This is a genomic window from Paenibacillus sp. FSL H7-0350 (assembly GCF_038593195.1).
GTDB lineage: Bacteria > Bacillota > Bacilli > Paenibacillales > Paenibacillaceae > Paenibacillus_AQ.
Genome location: NZ_CP151972.1, coordinates 1,452,575 through 1,472,539, shown reverse-complemented (window position 1 = coordinate 1,472,539; position 19,965 = coordinate 1,452,575). Strand labels below are relative to the sequence as shown.

General features: G+C 49.7%; 18 protein-coding genes. 11 read left to right on the top strand and 7 right to left on the bottom strand.

Going from position 1 to position 19,965, the window contains the following annotated elements:
- The first annotated feature begins 2 nt into the window (after positions 1-2).
- The 3 genes from NYE24_RS06850 (at position 3) to NYE24_RS06840 (ending at position 5,069) form a co-directional block, all read left to right on the top strand.
- The gene (locus NYE24_RS06850; protein WP_342478333.1) at positions 3-1,811 is read left to right on the top strand and encodes a copper amine oxidase N-terminal domain-containing protein; all 1,809 of its coding nucleotides are present in this window, start codon (positions 3-5) and stop codon (positions 1,809-1,811) included.
- A gap of 116 nt (positions 1,812-1,927) precedes the next feature.
- Positions 1,928-2,845 carry a metallophosphoesterase gene (locus NYE24_RS06845; protein WP_342478332.1) on the top strand — a complete coding sequence of 306 codons (918 nt, stop codon included), beginning with the start codon at positions 1,928-1,930 and terminating at the stop codon, positions 2,843-2,845.
- Between the two features lie 115 nt (positions 2,846-2,960).
- Positions 2,961-5,069 carry a thioredoxin domain-containing protein gene (locus NYE24_RS06840; RefSeq protein ID WP_342478331.1) on the top strand — a complete coding sequence of 703 codons (2,109 nt, stop codon included), beginning with the start codon at positions 2,961-2,963 and terminating at the stop codon, positions 5,067-5,069.
- Positions 5,070-5,117: 48 nt separating this feature from the next.
- Here the strand turns inward: NYE24_RS06840 and NYE24_RS06835 are convergent, their stop codons facing one another.
- Complete coding sequence (locus tag NYE24_RS06835) at positions 5,118-5,915, bottom strand: PaaX family transcriptional regulator C-terminal domain-containing protein (protein WP_162174501.1); 798 nt, start codon at positions 5,913-5,915, stop codon at positions 5,118-5,120.
- 196 nt (positions 5,916-6,111) lie between these two features.
- On the opposite strand from NYE24_RS06835, the gene NYE24_RS06830 reads away from it, so the two are divergent.
- Positions 6,112-6,798: a metal-dependent hydrolase gene (locus NYE24_RS06830; RefSeq protein WP_036701172.1), complete on the top strand. Its 687-nt coding sequence runs from the start codon at positions 6,112-6,114 to the stop codon at positions 6,796-6,798.
- Between the two features lie 104 nt (positions 6,799-6,902).
- Here the strand turns inward: NYE24_RS06830 and NYE24_RS06825 are convergent, their stop codons facing one another.
- Complete coding sequence (locus NYE24_RS06825; protein WP_342478330.1) at positions 6,903-7,712, bottom strand: alpha/beta hydrolase; 810 nt, start codon at positions 7,710-7,712, stop codon at positions 6,903-6,905.
- A gap of 117 nt (positions 7,713-7,829) precedes the next feature.
- Here NYE24_RS06825 and NYE24_RS06820 point away from each other — a divergent pair, with 117 nt between their 5' ends.
- Entirely contained in the window at positions 7,830-8,699 is an 870-nt protein-coding gene (locus NYE24_RS06820) for an aminoglycoside phosphotransferase family protein (protein WP_342478329.1), read from the top strand.
- Between the two features lie 183 nt (positions 8,700-8,882).
- On the opposite strand, the gene NYE24_RS06815 is transcribed toward NYE24_RS06820, so the two are convergent.
- Positions 8,883-9,110: a hypothetical protein gene (locus NYE24_RS06815; protein ID WP_342478328.1), complete on the bottom strand. Its 228-nt coding sequence runs from the start codon at positions 9,108-9,110 to the stop codon at positions 8,883-8,885.
- 151 nt (positions 9,111-9,261) lie between these two features.
- On the opposite strand from NYE24_RS06815, the gene NYE24_RS06810 reads away from it, so the two are divergent.
- The 3 genes from NYE24_RS06810 to NYE24_RS06800 all read left to right on the top strand — a co-directional run bounded on the left by NYE24_RS06810 (position 9,262) and on the right by NYE24_RS06800 (position 13,257).
- Positions 9,262-10,101: a DegV family protein gene (locus NYE24_RS06810; RefSeq protein WP_036701180.1), complete on the top strand. Its 840-nt coding sequence runs from the start codon at positions 9,262-9,264 to the stop codon at positions 10,099-10,101.
- 361 nt (positions 10,102-10,462) lie between these two features.
- A complete protein-coding gene (locus tag NYE24_RS06805) occupies positions 10,463-10,831 on the top strand; it encodes a hypothetical protein (RefSeq protein ID WP_036701181.1) in 369 nt (122 codons plus the stop codon).
- 182 nt (positions 10,832-11,013) lie between these two features.
- Positions 11,014-13,257: a helix-turn-helix domain-containing protein gene (locus NYE24_RS06800; RefSeq protein WP_342478327.1), complete on the top strand. Its 2,244-nt coding sequence runs from the start codon at positions 11,014-11,016 to the stop codon at positions 13,255-13,257.
- Between the two features lie 142 nt (positions 13,258-13,399).
- Here NYE24_RS06800 and NYE24_RS06795 read toward each other — a convergent pair whose 3' ends face one another.
- Positions 13,400-14,284, bottom strand: coding sequence for a carbohydrate ABC transporter permease (locus NYE24_RS06795; RefSeq protein ID WP_036701185.1), 885 nt, complete (start codon positions 14,282-14,284; stop codon positions 13,400-13,402).
- 278 nt (positions 14,285-14,562) lie between these two features.
- Between NYE24_RS06795 and NYE24_RS06790 the strand changes: the two genes are divergently transcribed.
- Genes NYE24_RS06790 through NYE24_RS06780 form a run of 3 tightly spaced genes read left to right on the top strand, consistent with a single transcriptional unit; the run spans position 14,563 to position 18,077 of the window.
- Positions 14,563-15,522 carry a sugar ABC transporter permease gene (locus tag NYE24_RS06790; protein WP_036733537.1) on the top strand — a complete coding sequence of 320 codons (960 nt, stop codon included), beginning with the start codon at positions 14,563-14,565 and terminating at the stop codon, positions 15,520-15,522.
- Between the two features lie 41 nt (positions 15,523-15,563).
- Positions 15,564-17,066, top strand: coding sequence for an extracellular solute-binding protein (locus NYE24_RS06785; RefSeq protein WP_036701190.1), 1,503 nt, complete (start codon positions 15,564-15,566; stop codon positions 17,064-17,066).
- Between the two features lie 51 nt (positions 17,067-17,117).
- Entirely contained in the window at positions 17,118-18,077 is a 960-nt protein-coding gene (locus NYE24_RS06780) for a pectinesterase family protein (protein WP_342479209.1), read from the top strand.
- Positions 18,078-18,197: 120 nt separating this feature from the next.
- On the opposite strand, the gene NYE24_RS06775 is transcribed toward NYE24_RS06780, so the two are convergent.
- From NYE24_RS06775 to NYE24_RS06765, 3 genes are all read right to left on the bottom strand, one after another.
- On the bottom strand, positions 18,198-18,485 hold the full coding sequence (locus tag NYE24_RS06775) for a YxcD family protein (RefSeq protein ID WP_036701193.1): 288 nt from the start codon (positions 18,483-18,485) through the stop codon (positions 18,198-18,200).
- Positions 18,485-18,910 (bottom strand): hypothetical protein, encoded by a 426-nt coding sequence (locus NYE24_RS06770; protein ID WP_076160551.1) that lies wholly within the window; start codon positions 18,908-18,910, stop codon positions 18,485-18,487. Before NYE24_RS06770 ends, NYE24_RS06775 begins: the two co-directional genes overlap by 1 nt.
- 305 nt (positions 18,911-19,215) lie before the next feature.
- The gene (locus NYE24_RS06765) at positions 19,216-19,779 is read right to left on the bottom strand and encodes a carbonic anhydrase (protein ID WP_036701195.1); all 564 of its coding nucleotides are present in this window, start codon (positions 19,777-19,779) and stop codon (positions 19,216-19,218) included.
- Between the last annotated feature and the right edge of the window lie 186 nt (positions 19,780-19,965).

The following is a 19,965-nucleotide window of genomic DNA, read 5'->3' as shown; positions in this document are numbered from 1 at the left end:
TTATGAGGAAAGTAATAGGATTGCTTATTTTTTGCATGATATTTATTAGTTTTTCAGAGATGGGAATTTCAGAAGCCAGCCAGCAATCAAAATATTTAACAAAGGAACAGAGTATCGTACCCCCGGTAACATTTTATGATAGTTCTGGAGAGAAGACAAACACATCGTTGAATTTTCTGACCAACGGTACATATGAATGGAAATGGACGATTCGCAGTGCACACCAATTTAGCTTTGATAAATTTTCGGACAATATGGTTTATTATAAGGACTTTAATGACATTTATACAGCAGTTGATGGAGAGGGAAAGAGAAACTGGATGTTTTTTGACGAACGGGCAAATGTATCTCGCACTACGAAGGGGACGCTTATTTCTACATTTTATGATCAAACAAGCACCCTTCAGATTATAGATGAAGAACCAAGAACTATTACTCAGCATGGATATATAAAAATATACAATTCAGATGAAACAGTTCGGGCAACTCTAAACTTTGTAAAACCTAATAGTCCTTTCTCAGAAATTTATTGGTTGGATAATAATGAGAATATAATTGTATTGGAACAAACAGGAATAGTTTCTTACAATAAAACCGGAAAGAAAAATTGGACGTATGAAACAGATGTTTTGGTTTCGGAGGATCGTCTTTTGGGCACAACAACAAATGTAGACAATATTTATTTTTCTGATTTAAACGGATATCTCATTGTTGAAATAGGCAATAAGATGATTTTATTGGATGATCAAGGCAAACCGGTTAATAGCGAGAAAATAGCGGGGAATTTACAAAGCTCATTCACAAATAATGATGATACCAATCAATGGAAAGGTGGCTCTTATGAAGCTGGTGAAGGTGCAATTCTAATCGCAAAAAATTTATCGGGGAAAATAAAATGGAGCTATAAATTGAGGAAATATGGACCACCTGAAAATATTGTTGCGAATTCTAAAGGACATGTGTTTTTTTCGGATAGTAACGGTAATATTTATGGACTAGACGAGATGGGAAATGAGATGTTCTGTTTATTACGTAATAATTCAGGGCTGACCCTCACTGAATTACTTGTGAACAATGAGGGCGACTTAATCGGAATCACAGATAATATAGGCATGTTTAAAATAGGTCTGAGGAAAGCTTCAATGCGTATTAATGGAGAGTTATTTAAACTCTCTAACCTGCCTATTGTGAAAAGTGGAGTTGTATTGGTACCCTATCGCGATTTACTTGAAAGATTGGGGTTCAAAGTAGTAGAGAACCAGAAAACACACGAAATCATAGGGAAAATGGTAAGTAAGGAAATTCGGTTTAAGCCAGGGGATACCACTGTATATCTTAATGGTAAACAGCGGAAACTTGCAGTTGGGGCTGAGATTCACAATGGAACAACTTATATTCCACTTCAACTCATTGCAGAAGTATCAGGGTTGGCAATGGAATGGGACCCAAGTATAAAAGAAGCGCGATTAGGCACAGCGTCTAGTATTGCTCAAAACGCAGTTGAACGCTTCTTGCTTCAAGTTGAACAGGGGGATGAGATTAAGATAAAGAATTCCTTAGTTACAAGTAACAATTTGAATTTGAAAGTTGCCAAACTTCTTGGAACTCATCACAGTTTTAAACAAATATATGATCTAAAATCAATCTCTGTTAAAGCTGTTGGTGAAGATGAAATGATTGTGGAAACTGTACAACGAAATCAACAATATTTTCAAGAAAATCAAGCAATACTTGATAAAGTAATGACAAATCATTTTACAATTAATCGGATGAAAGACGGACAATGGAAGATCAGTGATTTCGATTTATAGGTTTATGTCGATGTAGTCGGAACCCTAATGATCATGAATTTCCGGTCCCTTACTAAATACTTGCGAACGAAAAATTACTTATGTAATCTGAATATTTAAAGGAGGTAGGTAATCTAATGGGTATTATAAAATTTGCACTTTTTACAGATTTACATCATGATGTTATTCCAGATGGGTTAGAAAGATTAAATAGTTTTATAACAAGGGCACGTGAAGCAGAGGTGGATTTTATAATTGAGCTTGGGGATTTCTGTCATCCATGCCATAATAATGAAGAATTGCTATCAATATTTAATGGTTTTGAAAAGCCACATTACCACGTAATAGGCAATCATGATACTGACCTGTATACTAAAAAAGATGTTATAAATTGGCTTGGTATGGAACACTCATACTATTCATTTGAATGTGGAAATATAAAGTTTATAGTGCTTGATGCAGCTTTTATTCGATACGGTAATGAATTTGAAGTATATCATAAGCGTAATTATGAAGTAACAGATGGTATATATCCATCAATACCTGATTTTGAATTAATTTGGCTACAGCGAGAAATTTCAGAAAGCTTGCTACCTATAGTTATATTTTCACATCACAGCTTAGAAAACAGCTTTAGAAAACGTGGTGTATCAAACCGAGAAGAAGTACAAAGTATCATTAATCAAGCAACGGCTAATGGGAAGAAAATATTACTTTGTGTTAATGGTCACGACCATACAGATTCAATAGAAAAAATTAACGAAACTTATTATTTTACCCTTAACTCAATATCTTATAAATGGTTTGGTCCAGAATTTGAACATTTTTGCCACTCCAGTGAAATTCACGACAAATATCCATATATGAAAGATATTGTATTACATAGTGAACCTTTATCTGCTATTATATCAATTGATGAACAATACAATATTGAGATACAAGGTATGGAAGGTGGCTATCAAAAAATTACACCAAAGGAGTTAGGGATTACTGGTCCTTGGGATGGAAGAATAATTTCTCCTAATGTATCTTCTATGCGGTTATTGTTTGAATAGTATAAATTAGCTTTATTAACTTTTCGCATAAAAAGACACTAACTCTCGTTAGTGTCTTCTCTCTTCTATTGGGTAATACTAAGAATGGTACATCCTGCTTAAGGAGGTTACACAAATGAAGATTGAAGAAAGCCGGCAGCCTAATCGATTGACAAATGAAAAGTCCTCATATCTATTACAACACGCCCACAACCCCGTGGATTGGTATCCATGGGGAGAGGAGGCTTTTGCCAAAGCGCAGGCGGAGAACAAGCCAATCTTCTTATCAGTCGGCTATTCGACTTGTCACTGGTGCCACGTAATGGAACGCGAATCATTCGAAGACACAGAGGTCGCACAGCTCCTCAACAATCACTACGTAGCCATCAAAGTAGACCGCGAGGAGCGGCCGGATATTGATGCGCTGTATATGTCGGTGTGTCAGGCGCTGACGGGGAGCGGGGGATGGCCGCTGACGGTGCTGTTGACGCCGGAGAAGAAGCCGTTCTATGCCGGGACGTACTTTCCGAAGCGGCAGATGTTCGGGCGGATCGGGCTGATGGAGGTGCTTGAGCAGATTCATGCGAAGTGGGAGCAGGATGGCGAAGCGCTGGATAAGCTGGGCGATGATCTGCTGGCTGAGCTGCACACGCTGGATCACAAGAATGCGTACAATCCTGAAACTTCGGGCGGTATTCCCGGAGCGGAGCTGCTGCATGAGGCGTATGAGCTGTACCGGCGGCAGTTCGATGAGGAATACGGCGGGTTCGGCAATGCGCCGAAGTTCCCTTCGCCGCATAATCTGTCCTTCCTGCTGGCGTATAGCCAGCTGCATGATCAGCCGGAAGCGCTGCGGATGGTGGAGCATACGCTGGAGTCGATGTATAAGGGCGGCATGTACGACCATGTGGGCTTCGGCTTCGCGCGGTATTCGACCGACCGGGAGTGGCTGGTGCCGCATTTTGAGAAAATGCTCTACGACAACGCTCTCCTGGCTAACGTCTATCTGGAAGCCTTCCAGCTTAAGGGGAAGCCGCTGTATGCGGAGATTGCCGAGCAGATCTTCACGTATGTGCTGCGCGATATGACTTCGCCGGAAGGTGCCTTCTACTCCGCAGAGGATGCGGATTCCGAAGGGGTGGAAGGGAAATTCTATGTCTTCTCCCGCGAGGAGATTGAGGAAGCTTTGGGGCTGGAGGATATGCATTCCTACTGCAATGTTTACGGGATTACGCCGGAGGGCAACTTCGAAGGGGAAAATATTCCGAATCTCCTTCACGGTCTGCCGGAAGAGATTGCGGAGCGTATGGGCATGAATCCGCTTGGTCTGCGGACCCGGATGGAGGAATGGCGTACGAAGCTGTTCGAGTACCGGGAGCAGCGCATTCATCCGCTTAAGGATGACAAGGTGCTGACCTCGTGGAACGGACTGATGATTGCTGCGCTGGCCCTGGGGGCCAAAGCCCTCCAGAAGCCGGAATATGCCAAGGCCGCCGAACGTGCAGCGGACTTTATCTGGGACAAGCTGAGGCGTGAAGATGGACGGCTGCTGGCCCGTTACCGTGACGGGGAGTCAGCGATTCCGGCGTATGTGGATGACTATGCTTTCCTGATCTGGGGCTTCAGCGAATTATATGAAGCTACAGGTCATGCGGTCTATCTGGAACGGGCGCTGGTGCTGAAGGACGGACTCTTGGAGCTGTTCCAAGATACGGATGGCGGCGGCTTCTTCTTCACGGGTCATGACGGGGAGAAGCTGCCGGTCCGCTCGAAGGAATTGTATGACGGGGCGATTCCGTCCGGGAATTCGGTGGCGGCGAAGCTCTTATGGAAGCTGTCAGTTATTACTCAGGATATGGAGTTAAAAGAGATCGCGGAGCGCACCGCTGCGGTGCTTGCTTCCGCTGCATCAGAGTATCCGCCGGGGTATGCGATGTATTTGCAGGCCCATCTGGGGATGGTCTCCGGGGGCAGAGAATGGGTCCTCTCCGGCAAAAAAGAAGATCCCGCACTGCACGCCATGCTCGCTCAGGTCCAGCAGACCTATCTGCCGGACGCAGCGCTCATCGTCAACTGGGAAGGGGACAGCGGAGAGATGCTCCGTCTGCTGCCGCATCTGGCTGACAAACCGGCCATCCGCGGCGAAGCAACTGCCTATGTCTGCCGCAACTTTGCTTGCCGGACTCCGCTTACGAATAAGGAAGCGGTTCGGGAGCTGCTGGCTTCCGGCAGCCTAGAAGAGTAGTTCATATACGAAGAGCAGCCCTTCATCCGGGCTGCTCTTTGCCATACCTTATTGAACGAAAGGAGCATAGAACGAATCTGCAGGTATCGCCTGAGCGGCTCTAACCATGTATTCTCTCATGTCTGAGAGGACCCGTTTGCCCGGCCAGTGGTCCGGCAGCAGCTCATCCGGGAGATAGGGGTCGGCCATGAACAGTCCGCTTAACTCTTCACCCATTTGCAAATATAGCAAGAACAGCTGTAACGGTTGCCCCGCCTGAAGTCTATCCGCTAATCTCGGAGCGAACTCTTCCTTCAGCCAGACTGCTTTCTTCCGGTATAAGGCTTCGATGTCGTCCAGGTGCCAGATGGTCTGCGCTTTGAGCGGTGTAATCGTGCCTTCCTGAAATTGGCCTTGCAGGATGGACACCTTGCCTTCCAGCTCCAGCTTCTGGATCTGGGCTAAGACTTCGTCCTGATAGTTCCACGGTGAGATGTACACACTGTTATATAAAAGCCCATAACCCAGCTGCCCGAGTGCTGAGCGGAACAGGTCACGCTTCTTGCGCTCGGATTCGGGCACCTCCAGCATCACGACATCCCAGGTATGGTCCCACTGCTCCTGGTAACGGGCGGGCTTGCTGTTTATTGCCTTAATGTAGGCGAGGCCCTCGGCAGTGACGTTATACCAGGAGCGGGCCGGGGATGCGATATAGCCCTCTTTTTTCAAGCGGGATAGGGCATTGCGGATATAGGTGGAGGTGTACCCCCTGTGTTCATAGATCTCGACAAACTGCTGGGCGCCCATCTGCTCCACCTTAGATAACAGAAACAGCATTGTTTTCTCAACGGACAGCAACTTCTTCACACCTCTCTTGACAGCTGGCAGGAATAGATATATCATAAAAACAAACGAACGTTATTATTTATGTTATATTCGTCAATCGCACTGCTGGATTTGGATGTAGAGCAACTTGGTGTCATTGTAACGTAAACCTTGGGTTTTTGCACGATTCATTCCTAAGGACTTATTAAAATCTAATCATGAAGAGGAGAGGAATTCTATGAAAATTACCTTCCACGGCCATTCCTGTGTTCAAATTGAGGTCAACGGCAAATCGCTGATCATCGACCCGTTCATTAGCGGTAATCCGGCGGCGGTGACGACTGTAGAGGAGATTAAGACCGATGCGGTGCTGCTGACGCATGCCCATATGGATCATATGCTGGATGCCGCACCGATTGCTAAGCGCAATGATGTGCCGATTGTAGCGATTGTGGAGCTGGCGGGTTACCTTGAATCCCAAGGCGCACAGACGATTGGCATGAACATCGGTGGAACGGTAGATCTGGGGTTCGCCAAGGCGACGATGATCCATGCTTTCCATACCTCAAGCATCACCCTCGAAGACGGACAGAGTATCTATGGCGGCACACCGGCGGGCTTCATTATTGAGGCGGACGGACACACGGTACTGCATGCAGGGGATACAGGGCTGTTCGGCGACTTGAAAATGTTCGGGGAGCTGTATGACATCGATCTCGCGATCCTGCCCATCGGTGGACATTTCACCATGGGGCCGGAGCATGCGCTTATCGCGGCGAAATGGCTGGGAGCAAGACAGGTACTTCCGGTTCACCATAATACCTTCCCGCCGATCCGCCAGGATGTAGGAGCCTTCGTTCAGGCGCTGGAAGAGGCGGGAATACGCGGCTCGGCGCTTGGCTATGGAGAGACGCTGGAGCTGTAGCGATCCCCTCTAGCCGCCGTATAATTTCTGCATTAACCACAGGGCTGCCCCAAATCGCTATTTCATGGCTTTTGGAGCAGTCCTGTTCAGGTTATGCATATAATCTACTGGGCGAACCGCGACAGCTCACGGTTGAACCGCTCCCGTTCGTCATAGAATAATCCGTGTCCGCTGTTCTCAAACGGAATAAGTACTGAATTCCTGATCCCTTGGTGCTGCGCTTCCGCAAGCGGGTACAAGCAGACCTGATCATGGATGCCGTGAAGAATCAGCGTAGGTACATGAATTTGGGGGAGATCCAGGAATAGCTCTTCTTGCAGCCAAGCCTCAGAGACAGCGATAGTGGACCAGCTAGCCGCCTCTAGTCCTAAGAGGAAGAACCAGTCCGAGAACGCCGGAGAGACTTGGTGATAGAAGAAAATCTTGCCGAAATCCTGCAGCATATTTGGCCGGTCCTCATAAGTTGACTTAATAATCTGCTCTATAACTTCTCTGGTTGTGCCGTAAGGGAAGCCCGGCCGCTGAATCAGACTGGGGGCTGCCGAAGCGAATAGGGCCAGCTTGGAGACTCCGTATCCCTTATGCCGTGCCATATAACGGATCGCGACAGCCCCGCCGGTAGAATGCCCGCCCAGCGTAATATTGCTCAGCCCTAAGGCGCCGATTACGCAGCGGATATCATCAGCGAGACGGTTGTAATCGTATCGGCCCAGCGGTTTATCTGATTTGCCGAAGCCCCTCATGTCAAGGCCAATACAGCGATACCCTTGAGGTACCAGCTGGTTGTATTGATACTCGAACATCTGGTGGTTCGCAGGCCAGCCGTGAATGAACAGGATGGTTTTACTGCCTCGTGGATTGATATCATTGACATAGATCTTCACGTTCGGTTCTACTCTGATCCAATGTTCCATTTCGCTTCCCTCATTTACTGGAGTTGTCTGTTTGCCTCATTGTATTCAGCATGCTGGGGAAAGTGCCTAGAAGACTGGCTTAGGCTGGTCATTCATACGAAAGGGGAATACAATATTATGAATAAGATTCTGAACGGTATCCGCTGGCAGGAGCAGGGCGCAGATAGTGAAGGCCTAATAGCAAGGCTGGAAGAGGCGGCCGTAACACAGATGAAGGGCGGGTTGGAAGCCGAAGTACATAGAATTACACTGCCGGATACGAAGCTTGTGCTGAAAATTTGGAACCGTGAGTCCCGGCCGGACATCTCGATCCAGTATCAAGTGCTGGAGCAGCTGTTCCGGCAGGGATGCGCGGTCTCACGGCCGTATGCTTGGGGGCTCGACGCTGAGGGTCATCAGGTGCTGTTAACCAGCTTCGATGGTATGCCCGTTAAGAAGGTGAATGCCGACAGCCTTACAGCCATAGCAGCCAATCTGCTCGATGTACATAAGCTGGAGATCGATTCTTCCAGCAGCTTGAGGGTTCCTGCATATGATTTCGCAGATTACTTTTTCCCTTCCTGGGCAGAGCAGCCGGAGATCCGATCGCTGGCGCAGGAGCTGGCGGAGCGGGGCAAACTGACTGCTCACCAGCTCATTCATGGCGATTATCATCTGGGCAATGTTCTGGAGTCTTCCGGGAAGTTCACTATCATCGACTGGACCAATGTCCAGCATGGCGATCCGAGGTATGATATTGCGTGGTCTATTCTGCTCTTTAGAGTGTATCTGGCGGAGCGGAATGCCAGCGTCTACCGGTCAGCCTTTGCCGCCAAATGCAATTATAGCCCGGCAGAGCTGGAGCTGTTCGAGGCACTGGCTGCTCTGCGCTGGCTTCAGCTGCACCGGACAACGGGTGTCCCGGTGCAGCGGAACACGCTGAAGGTGATGCGGACGCTAATACGGGAGAACCGGTATTTGCCGGATAGTCTGTCTGAATCGTTGTAGCTGATACCCCGCTTGGCTATTTCCCGTCCTCACAAGCACTACGTTCTCCAACCAACCAGTGCAAGCAGAAACGGCTACGCTATCCTCTTAAGGACGGCGTAGCCATTTCTGCTTGCATGATAAGAAAGGTTGAGGAGTAAATATGCTCCCATAGAATGAGAAGCATTTCAGCCATTAAGCTGCTTAATTCTTACGCTCCGGGTTCTGCGGCTTCACACGGGCGGGCCGGGTGACCCAGTTGCTGCGGTTCATCGGCTTGACCGTATCAATCCGCTCGTTAATAACCTCAGCTTGTGTCTCCTCTGCCGGAGCAGACTCTTCGCTGCTGTCCGTGTCCACGGCAGCCGGGGTTTTCTTGGACAGGCCGGCACCATTATGCTTGCCGCGGTTCCATACTCTATTCTTGCTCATCTAAGTACACTCCATTTCTGTAACCATATGCTTCAACCATATCACAACTAGGACTAAGCACAAAACTCTGATTTTGACAAGTTATAAATTGTACTATTGATCTCCGGAAAGGGTAACTATAATGGTATAGAATTGAAAGGAGAGCATTCTGATGCCCATCAAGATAATAACGGATAGCGGTTCGGATCTACCCCCTGAATACACGAAGCAGTATGACATCTCCATTGTTCATTTGCCGGTCCATTTCGGCCATGAGCTGATGCCGGATGATATGAATGCCAAGGATTTCTATGACAAAATGCATGAATCGAAGGAGTTGCCTACGACTGCAAGCCCGAGTCCGCAGACCTTCCTGGACAGCTTCAAGCAAGTGGAAGCAGGCACTGACATTCTGGTCATCTGCATGTCCTCTAATATTAGCAGTACTTATCAGACCGCAATGATTGCCAAGGAGATGTACGAGGAAGAAGGACATCCGAATGCGATTGAAATTATAGATTCCAAGCTCTTCTCCGGCGGCTTGACCCTGATTGTCGCTATGGCGGCCAAATGGTCACTCACCGCAGCAAGTCTGGCTGAACTGAAGGACAGAGTGCTAAGCAAGGTCGAAGAGACGACTGCGTACTTCACACTGGACACCCTGGAAAATGTGATCAAGGGCGGACGGCTGAGCCGGATCTCCGGCGCTGTGGCTTCCGTGCTGAACATTAAGCTGCTCCTGAAGATCAGCGACGAGGGTATCGTTGAAGTGGTCGAGAAGACGCGCGGACTGCCCAAGGCACTGACTCATCTGCTGGCCAAGCTGGACCAGAAGCAGCATGATTATGAGCAGGCGGTAATCGCAATTGTGCATAGCAATTGTGAGACGCTGGCGCTGGAGATCAAGCGGCGTATTCTGGAGAAGCATCCCTTCAAGGAGGTTCTTCTGTCCACGATGGGACCCGTGATGGGAACCTATGCCGGGCAGGGCGGAATCGGCGTGGCATTTTAATTATATTAGGAAACTATAGTTTCCTGCTGCTGTGGAAAAGGTGTGTGTTGAACCAAATGTATATCAAAAAAAGCATACATTGTGCTCGCAAGCAGGCATGCGGCCTGAATGTATGTTAAAAACAGCATACATTGTGCTCGCGCGAAGGTAATCTTACTCGCCCTCAGGGTGATTTTGTCCTTATTCCCAGAGTAAAGCACTTGTAGAGTATTAATAACTAAGCCGTATACCGGACTTTCCGGTGTACGGCTGTTTGGTCTGAGTATGCGGATAGTATGAACGGCGGGAAGCAGGCTAGGCACACCGGACTGGGCAGGTGCATAGTATGAAGCAAATCCAATTACACGGAGGTCAACCACTTATGTCGACAACTTCTTCCGGCCAGCAAACGTCGGTAATCTATCAGGCAGACCCGGCGGTGGTTCAGCATCTGAACGGGGTCCGCGATTCGCTTCACCAGTCTTGTAAGCCGTATCTGAATCACAAAGTGCAGGTGCAGACCCTTGACGGTCAGATGCATGAGGGTACGATTGCCGGTATGGACAGCAAGCATATGTACCTGGCTGTAACCATAGCCACGGATATGGGCCGCGGATATTACAACCCATACTATAAGCCTTATCCTGGTCCAGGATATCCTGGCCCGGGCTACCCGTACCCCGGTACGGTGAACAGCAATGTGATTATGCCGCTGGTCTTGTTCGAGCTGCTGGCGATTTCGTTACTCTAAGCAAGGCTCATAGCCCCAGGATGTGAAAGGACCGGATCAGCCTATCGCTGATCCGGTTTTTCAGCTGTGCGGATGATATTCACCGGGAGATCTGCAAATTGCACACGTGAAAATAATCATGGAACCGCATTCATGAAAACGCTATAATTTAATGGAGTCTATCAAATCAAAGGGGAAACACAATGAGCAAAGGAAGAATGTTCTACAGCATCTTTATTCCTATATTAATTCTGGGCGTGGGACTGGTGGTCGGCTTCGGAAGCTATATCTACATCAGTACCATCGATTCAGTGGTCGAGCGGTTCTCCAGCAGCAAGCAGAGCTATATCGAGCAGATCAAGAACAATCTGGAGCATAAGATCCAAACGATAGAATATGCGTTCAACACCTATAGCACCACCAGCTCTTTTCAGGAGGTTGTGACCCACCCCATTACTGAGCAAGACTTCATCGCTTACCGGAATGTGAACTCGCAGCTGAATTATATCGCCTCCATGGCGGCTGAAGGGACGGAATATTCGCTGATCAGTCTGGTGCAGAACTGGCAGATCCTGAATGAGAAGCTCAGCAATCTCAGTGCCGAAGAGGTCCAGCAGCTCCGGGAGCAGTATATTGAGAATCAGGAGCAGAGCCTCTTCTGGATGAAGACGGACAAGGGCATCCGGTTCGTGAATACACTGCCGGTGTTCTCCAGTAAGAAGCAGGCGATTGCCTTATCCGACATTTCATTACATACCCTGAATGCCACGATGAAGAGCGAGGAGGATGCCTACGTCTACATTTTGAACAAGCATGGAGAACTGATGTATGAATCCGATCCTGGCAAGGGGCTGTTAGCCCCGGAGCAATTCGGTCGGCTTGCCGGAACGATCAATTCCATGGAGGACAAGGGGACGGTCCAACAGGAGATCTCCGGCCGTGACAGCCTTAAGCTTATCTATGCCAAGTCCTCGTATAATAACTGGATTTATCTTACTGTACTGGATCAGGCGGAGATTACCCGCTCTCTGGAGATGACCAAGTTCGGGATCTCCGCGATGGGGCTGCTGTTGATTCTCCTGATCTGGGTGGTGGCTTATATGATCTCCCAATATTTCACCAAGCCGATTGAGCAGCTCAAGCGCAGTCTGCCGGTTATTCCGCAGATGAATTCCAGGAATGAGCTGGAATATATCCGGCATTCTATTGATACGATGATCTCGGAGAAGGCTTCGCTTGAGAGTCTGATCGAATCGGAAATGCCCCGGCTAGAGACACAGTTGATCCTTAATCTGTTCCGCAGCCGCGTCTCGGCAGAGGAGCTGGAGCAGAGTCTGCTCCGGTTCGGGTACAGCCTGTCAGAGAAGCGCCGATATGCGGCGATGCTGATTCAGCTGGATAGTATGGGCGGCCGGGAGGCTTCGGACAAGGATGTCCTGCTGCTTGCCGTCAATAAGATGGTGGAGGAGCTAATCCCGCCTGGGCACCGGCTGCTGCCTATTATCCTGAATGATGATACCCAGGCCACGATCCTGACCTTCGCCGGGTACAGTGATGCCGGGATGAACAAGGAAGTGACTGATTATGCGGCAGCCCTGCTGAAGGCGGTGCGCGATTATCTTAAGGTGTCGATCAGTATCGGCATCAGCAACTTTTACAGCAATCTGTTAGAGAGTAAGGAAGCCGGGGAGATGAGCAAGCAGGCCCTGCATCAGCGGCTGAATCTGGGTAAGGAATCGATTATCTTCTATGAGGATATATCCATGGTCGTCTCCGGTCCGGTGTCGCTGCATTATCCGGCAGAGCTGGAGACGCAATTGTTCAATGCCATCCGGCTGGGGGATAAGGAGCAGGTCACCGCTGCGCTCTATCCGTTCCTGGCGGAGCTGATGGGCAAGAACAAGAGCACTCTGAAATTCGAGGTCATGCTGGTGCGGCTCGTGAATAACCTGATCCAGCTCGAACAGCATCTGGGAGTTAGCGTCCTGTTGACACAGGATAATAATAAGCTGTATCACCGCCTGCTGGACATCCGGAATCCCGAAGAGATGGAGCGGATGCTGGTGCAGGAGGTTATTTACCCCATGATGTACAGCATGAAGGACAAGACCAGCCAGCAGTTCCGCTGTCTCTCGGATAAGATCACCGACATTGTGCACGCGGAATATGACCGTGAGCTTACGCTGGAGGGGATCGGCGAGCGGCTTCATTACAATCCGAATTATCTAAGCAGCATCTTCAAAAAAGAGTACGGCACCGCCTTCAGCGAATACCTCATGAACTACCGCCTGGAGATGGCCAAACGGTGGCTGACGGAGACGGATATGACGATCAAGGAGATTGCCGAACGGCTGCAGTATCATAATCCGCAGAATTTCATCCGTTCCTTCCGTAAGAAGGAGCAGGTTACGCCTGGCGCTTACCGGAAGCTGAAGCAGGGCGAGTAGTGGTTGATTTTAGCGGGAATAGGGGATATTGGCTTAGGAGCTTGTATCAGGGGTCATGCAGAAACGGTACCGTCCTTGCTTCAAGGCGGTACCGTTTCTGCATATGTTCTATATTTTTGGATGGAAGCTGAACGGCGGACCGTCAGCCTTTGACTGCTCCGAGCAGAGCGCCCTTGGTGAAATGCTTCTGAACAAAAGGATAAGCGGCCAGCATCGGCACGGTGGCGATGACAATGACCGCCATTTTGATCGTCTGGGCCGGCGGCACAATATCGACTGAGCTTCCTTCGGCCTGCATCCCGCTGGAGACAATGACGATCTGGCGCAGCAGCACCTGGATCGGCCATTTTGCCGAATCATTCATGTAGAGGATCGCGTTCATGTACGTGTTCCAGTAAGCAACCGCGTAGAACAGGGAGATGGTGGCGATGGAAGGCAGGGCCAGCGGCAGCATAATCCGCATGAAGATTCCGAAGTCATTGCTCCCGTCGATCTTGGCGGACTCCTCCAGACTGTCAGGCAGCGCCTGGAAGAAGTTGCGCATGATAATCATGTTGAAGGCATTGACGGCAACCGGGAAGATCAGGGACCCGTACGAGTTGATCAGGCCGACGCTTTTGACGACTAGGAAGGTGGGAATCATTCCGCCGCTGAACAGCATGGAGAAGACGACGATGAAGTTAATCGTATTGCGGGCAGGCAGGTATCTCCTGGACAAGCCGTAGGCCATCAGCGCGGTAAGCAGCATACTGACTACGGTTCCTGCAATAGTGACACCCACGGATACCCCGAGTCCCCGGAAGATGGTAGGCGTCGAGAGAATGTAGCGGTATGCATCCAGAGAGAAAGTGGTCGGGAATAAGATGAACCGCTTGGCCATGACCTCCTGGGTGGTAGCGAAGGAGCTGGCAATGATATTGATGAAGGGCAATAAGCAGACAAGCGCAATCAGAACGAGTATGGCTGCGTTAACGAAGGTGAAGATCCTTCCGCCGACTGATTCTTTTCTACGTGAGCTATGGTTCATTCTGTGATCCTCCTCGTATTTCAGTACCTCTTCACTGTAACAAGGGGCAGAAATTACGTATATAATCCGGGCATGAGGTGTTCGCAGACCAGCCCTGTGCAGCACGCCTCCGCAGAATAATCATTAGCCTAGGCAGATAATCCTCAGAGGAGATCTGACCGGCCTTAATCCCGCAGCCACGCGGGTTCTGTAAACGCTATCACATAATGATTATATACGTAATGTAAGAAATTTCTTACGCTGGGATCGTAACAGGAACGAGCAAAGGAGGCTGACATGTGAAAGCAACAAGCATCACCGCAACACCAAATCTGACCATAGAAAAGGGGAAAGGCGCACGCGCTCTTACGGCTCTGAACAAATACAAGCTGCTGTATCTGATGATCCTGCCCGGGCTGCTGTATTTCATCATCTTCAAATATCTGCCCATGGGCGGGCTGATCATTGCGTTCCAGAATTATCAGCCGTTCCAGGGAATTACCGGGAGTGAGTGGGTCGGCCTGAAGCATTTCATCCGGTTATTTACGGAGCCTACGTTCATGCAGCTGCTGCGCAATACCCTGATTCTGTTTGCCATGAACATTGTGATCTTCTTCCCTCTGCCGATTATTGTAGCTTTGATGCTGAACGAGTTGAAGGGACGCTATCTCAAAAACTGGATTCAGACGATTATCTATATCCCGCACTTCATGTCCTGGGTCATCATTGTCTCTATTACGTATGTGTTCCTGACGGTGGATGGCGGGGTCATCAATGAGCTGATCGCAAGTCTCGGCGGCAACAAAATCAGCTTCCTCACCTCCTCCGAGTGGCTGCGGACGATCTATATCTTGCAGATTATCTGGAAGGAGCTCGGGTGGTCGACCATTATCTATCTGGCAGCCATTACTGTAGTGGACCCGCAGCTCTATGAAGCTTCAGAGATGGACGGGGCAAGCCGTCTGCGTAAGACCTGGCATGTTACACTGCCGGCCATCCGTCCCGTGATTATTACTCTGCTGATTCTCAAAATCGGCAGCACGCTGGATCTCGGTTTCGAACATATGTATCTGCTGCTGAATTCGCTGAACCGCAGTGTCGCTGAGATTTTCGATACCTATATCTATACGGCGGGCCTGAAGAACGGGCAATTAAGCTTCAGCACCACGATAGGTTTGTTCAAGGGTGTTGTCGGGTTAATTCTCGTGATGCTCTCCAACAAGCTGGCCAAGAAGATGGGCGAAGACGGCGTGTATTAAGGCTAAGGCTAACTATTTCTATCTACCAAAGGAGAAGTGTTATGAACAAAAAATGGGTCACTCTAATTGCAATCGCTACAATGGCTACCACTATGCTCTCGGCTTGCGGCGGAGACAAGGAAGAGAAGAAGAATGCCGCTGAAGAGGATCTGAACTCGACACTCGAAGTAACCTGGCTGAATATTCTGCACACGGCGTCACCGCCGACCGATACGATCAAATCTCTGCTTGAGGAATATACCAACAGCAAAATCACCTTCAACTGGGTGCCCGATGCTTCCAAGGAAGAGCGGATCACTACGGCGCTGGCCTCCGGGGAGCTTGCAGACATTGTCACCCTGACCATGATGACCAATTCATCGGTTAGAAGCTCACTGAAATCAGGGCTGTTCTGGGATGTGGGGCCGTATCTCGCAGAGTTCAGTAATCTGGCGAAGATTGCTCCTGAGCTGAAGGAAGCGGCTTCGATTGAAGGCGTACTGTACGGCGTTCCTTTCCAGAAGAATCTGGCGCGTTCCGGTCTAATTTTCCGCAAGGACTGGCTGGATAAGCTGGGTCTGCCGGTTCCGAAGACGCTGGATGAGGTGTATGAAGTAGCCAGAGCGTTCACAGAGGACGACCCGGACGGCAACGGTGTGAAGGATACGACAGGCTTCGGGGACAGATCAGAGCTGAAATACAGCAGCTTCAAAACACTAAGCTCCTATTTCGGCACGCCGAATGGCTGGAAGGTGGATGATAGCGGCAAGTTTACCCCTGAATTCGATACACAAGAGTATATCGACACGATGAATTACTCCAGAAAGCTCTACGAGAACGGATATCTGGCGCAGGACTTCGCAGTTACAGCCAAATCAGACCAGCAGCAGCAATTCGCACAGGGTAAAACCGGGATTTATACCGGTATGGTGGACATCACCAGTCTTAGAACACTGGCGCAGGATCTGCAGCCGGGCATGGAGCTGGTGCCGGTGAACAAGATTTCGGGTGGAGATGAACAGTATCATATCTGGTCCGAGGGCAGCGGGATCGGCGGATTGATGGCTTTTCCGAAATCAGAGGTGAAGACCGAAGCAGAGCTCAAGCGGCTGCTGAAGTTCGTCAATGACCTGATCGATGAGAAGGCGTTCATGCTTATGACCGGCGGGATTGAAGGCACTCACTTTGAATACGATGAGAACGGCGCCTTCAAGATTCTGAACACCGAGCTGTGGCAGGCGGATGTGCAGCCTTTCTCCTCCAGCAGACCTAGTGAGATTGCCTATACGCTTAAGGATGCGAACCCTGAGAAGCAGCTGGCTAATGAGCTGATCCGCGAGAATGACAAGTTCGCTGTGCTTGACCCGACTGTTCCCCTAGATTCGGCAACCAACAATGAACAGGGAACGGAATTGCAAAAGATCATCACAGATGCTACCTTCAAATATATCATGGGCCAATCCGATGAGGCGACCTTCAAGAAAGACGTACAGACCTGGAAGGATTCCGGCGGAACCAAGATCACCGAAGAATATGAAGCTGCATACAAACTGACACAGAAGTAAGTAAGTAGGGTTTATGCGAAGGCTAGAGTCTGAGAGGGGATGGGAAAAGGGATGCTGGTGGGCAAGGAGGGCTTTTGCGATTACTCTACCATTCAAGCGGCAGTCGATGCCCTGGAACGGCTGGACCCGGACATAGAGGCTACGCTCTACATTATGCCGGGAGTGTATAAGGAGGAGGTGCGGGTCTACCGCTCCTGTCTCCGTATCATCGGCATCGGACAAGTGGAGATCACGATGAACCGCTATGCCCGGGAGCTGGATGAGAAGGGGGAAGAGATCGGGACCTTTGCCACTCCCACCCTGTTCCTGGGCGGCCAGAAGCTGGTGCTGGAGAATCTGACTATTTCTAATACAGCGGGACAAGGCAGTGAGGTAGGACAGGCTGTGGCGGTGTACGCCCATTGTGATGAGACGGTATTCCGAAATTGTACATTCAAGGGCCATCAGGACACACTGTTCACTGGTCCGCTGCCGCCGGCTCCCAGAGAGCGTCTGCTGTTCGGCGGGATTCCGCTCAGGGAGCAGCACGCGCAGTACCGCCAGCTGTACCAGCACTGTCACATTGAGGGAACGGTAGATTATATTTTTGGCGGAGCAACGGCCTACTTCGAGCATTGTACGCTGCACAGCCTGCGGGGTAGCGGAGGCCATGCAGGCTACATCACGGCAGCCTCCACTCCCGAAGGGCAGGCCTACGGCTACGTGTTCAGCCATTGTTATCTGAGCGCTGAGCCGGGCACAGCTCCTGTATTCCTGGGCCGCCCATGGCGGGAGCATGCCAAGACTGTCTTTGTGGATTGCCGGATGGGCCAGCATATCCACCCCCAAGGCTGGGCTCATTGGGGCGAGCCTGCCAATGAGCAGACGGTCAGGTATGCGGAGTACACTTCTGAAGGAACTGCGGCGATTCTGAGGCAGCAGCGTGTGCCTTGGGCTGAGCTGCACGGAAGCGGCGCATCGCGGGTTGGCAGGGACGATGTACTGGCCGGGTTCCATACGCCGGAAGGATAAATTATCTTGTGGATATAAGGCGCTGACAATAAAAGGTAGGGAAACTAAACAGCAGAAGAAAATAAAAGGGATGACCCCGCTACCCGGGGTCATCCCTTTATTCGATCAAGTCTTCAACGCTTACGTGTTCACAACTGCTGTAATCTCTTCGTCCAGCTCCAGCCGAACATCTTCACGGTAGGCTCGGATGCCGTATTCGCTGTGTACGTAGCGAAGAATGGACTCAATCATGTTGGACTCTACCAGGTACTGGCTGCGTCCTTGTATCCAGACCTCTGCGGTGTATCCGGTGTCCTCGTCCCAGCTCAGTTCCACCTGGACTTCCTCCACCCGAACAGCCTTGCGTTCCGCCATATGCAGGCAGATCGCATTGATAATCTCGTCCATACTGAGAACGGTAACACCCATTAGTAGCGTCCGTCTCTTTCCTGCATTCTGCGTCGTTCCTGTCTGCGCTTGAAGAAGGACATAATCAGCGTAATCACGAAGTAGATGGCCAGCATGTTAATCAGGAATCCTATGATATTTCCAAAAGCACCCATTCCGGCGAACATTCCGCCGAAGAGGAAGCCGGCGATCCCGCCGATCATCAGGCCTTTCATCAGTCCGCCGCCGCTGAAGAAGCCGCGGTTTGCATTCGCAGCAGTACCAGTGGTACTGCCTTTGGTGCTATCGCTTTGTTTCACATTATTCGTTGTTGATTTCTTCGGGGTCGTCGTGAACCCCCGGCTTCCTGATTTGAAGCCCCCGCCACGGCGGGCATCTGCGAAGTCAGGAACAGTGACGGCGAAGAACAGTGTGAAGGCCATGACAATCATCATTACACGTTTCATTGGTTTCATTTAGTACGAGAACCTCCTAGAAGTTTGGTAACACCCAGTTTACCTGGCGTATGCCTGATAATACGAAGAGTGGAGGTTAAGGTTTCAATTTTTAAAATATAAGAATTTATATGTTTCACACGATAACTTATCCTTCTATTTCTCGCTGAAACGGTATCGTCCTTAAAAGGACGGCAAAGCCGTTTCCACTTGTTATCACAAATATAAATGTTATCATCCGGCATTGGCCTATGAACCCGGACACAAAAAAAGCGCGGGTCCGGGACCCGCGCAAACAGCAGTATCAGAGAGTTGCCTTAGTCCGCGTAGCCGTCCGAGACAAGCTCAAGCGCTCCGGTAGCCGGATCGATGATCATGCCGTGAATAGGTACGTTTGGGGGGAGTAAGGGATGGCGCTTAATCAGCTCCACAGTCTGAATTACCCCTTCCTCGACATTGTCAAACCCGCGCAGCCATTTCGTCAGCTTAATTCCCGAATTCTCCAGGGTGCTGAGCACTTCATCAGACACTCCACGCTCCTTGATAGAGTTAATCATCTTGTCCGCGTTCAGGGAAGCCATGCCGCATTCATAATGCCCCACGACGATGACTTCGTCTGCATCCAGCTCGTATAGCGCAACCATGACGCTGCGCATAACGCTGCCGAACGGCTGGGAGATGACGGCTCCGGCGTTCTTGATGATTTTGACATCGCCGTTCTTGAAATTCATGGCCTTAGGCAGAAGCTCAACAAGCCGGGTGTCCATGCAGGTGATGATCAGCATTTTTTTATCCGGGAAGCGGCTGGTCAGATAGCTCTCATATGCCTTTTCCTCTACAAAATGCTTGTTGAACTCCATAATGTCTGTAATCTGACTCATGAGCATGCGCCTCCTTAATTGATTAAACTGTAATTCATTGTACTGCGTCTAGCCGTGAACATAAAGGGCTACCTGTAATCAAATATTGCAAAATCTAAGCGGAGTCTGTCTCCGTGCCTGTGAGCCGTTAACTGCTTCAAATTTGAAGAGAAACAGCCCGAATTTGATTATACCGATTATAAAAAG

Coding starts and splice junctions, on each gene's coding strand:
- NYE24_RS06850 (WP_342478333.1), top strand. CDS start 3: ATGAGGAAAGTAATAGGATTGCTTATTTTTTGCATGATATTTATTAGT.
- NYE24_RS06845 (WP_342478332.1), top strand. CDS start 1,928: ATGGGTATTATAAAATTTGCACTTTTTACAGATTTACATCATGATGTT.
- NYE24_RS06840 (WP_342478331.1), top strand. CDS start 2,961: ATGAAGATTGAAGAAAGCCGGCAGCCTAATCGATTGACAAATGAAAAG.
- NYE24_RS06830 (WP_036701172.1), top strand. CDS start 6,112: ATGAAAATTACCTTCCACGGCCATTCCTGTGTTCAAATTGAGGTCAAC.
- NYE24_RS06825 (WP_342478330.1), bottom strand. CDS start 7,712: ATGGAACATTGGATCAGAGTAGAACCGAACGTGAAGATCTATGTCAAT.
- NYE24_RS06820 (WP_342478329.1), top strand. CDS start 7,830: ATGAATAAGATTCTGAACGGTATCCGCTGGCAGGAGCAGGGCGCAGAT.
- NYE24_RS06815 (WP_342478328.1), bottom strand. CDS start 9,110: ATGAGCAAGAATAGAGTATGGAACCGCGGCAAGCATAATGGTGCCGGC.
- NYE24_RS06810 (WP_036701180.1), top strand. CDS start 9,262: ATGCCCATCAAGATAATAACGGATAGCGGTTCGGATCTACCCCCTGAA.
- NYE24_RS06805 (WP_036701181.1), top strand. CDS start 10,463: ATGTCGACAACTTCTTCCGGCCAGCAAACGTCGGTAATCTATCAGGCA.
- NYE24_RS06800 (WP_342478327.1), top strand. CDS start 11,014: ATGAGCAAAGGAAGAATGTTCTACAGCATCTTTATTCCTATATTAATT.
- NYE24_RS06795 (WP_036701185.1), bottom strand. CDS start 14,284: ATGAACCATAGCTCACGTAGAAAAGAATCAGTCGGCGGAAGGATCTTC.
- NYE24_RS06785 (WP_036701190.1), top strand. CDS start 15,564: ATGAACAAAAAATGGGTCACTCTAATTGCAATCGCTACAATGGCTACC.
- NYE24_RS06780 (WP_342479209.1), top strand. CDS start 17,118: ATGCTGGTGGGCAAGGAGGGCTTTTGCGATTACTCTACCATTCAAGCG.
- NYE24_RS06775 (WP_036701193.1), bottom strand. CDS start 18,485: ATGGGTGTTACCGTTCTCAGTATGGACGAGATTATCAATGCGATCTGC.
- NYE24_RS06770 (WP_076160551.1), bottom strand. CDS start 18,910: ATGAAACGTGTAATGATGATTGTCATGGCCTTCACACTGTTCTTCGCC.
- NYE24_RS06765 (WP_036701195.1), bottom strand. CDS start 19,779: ATGAGTCAGATTACAGACATTATGGAGTTCAACAAGCATTTTGTAGAG.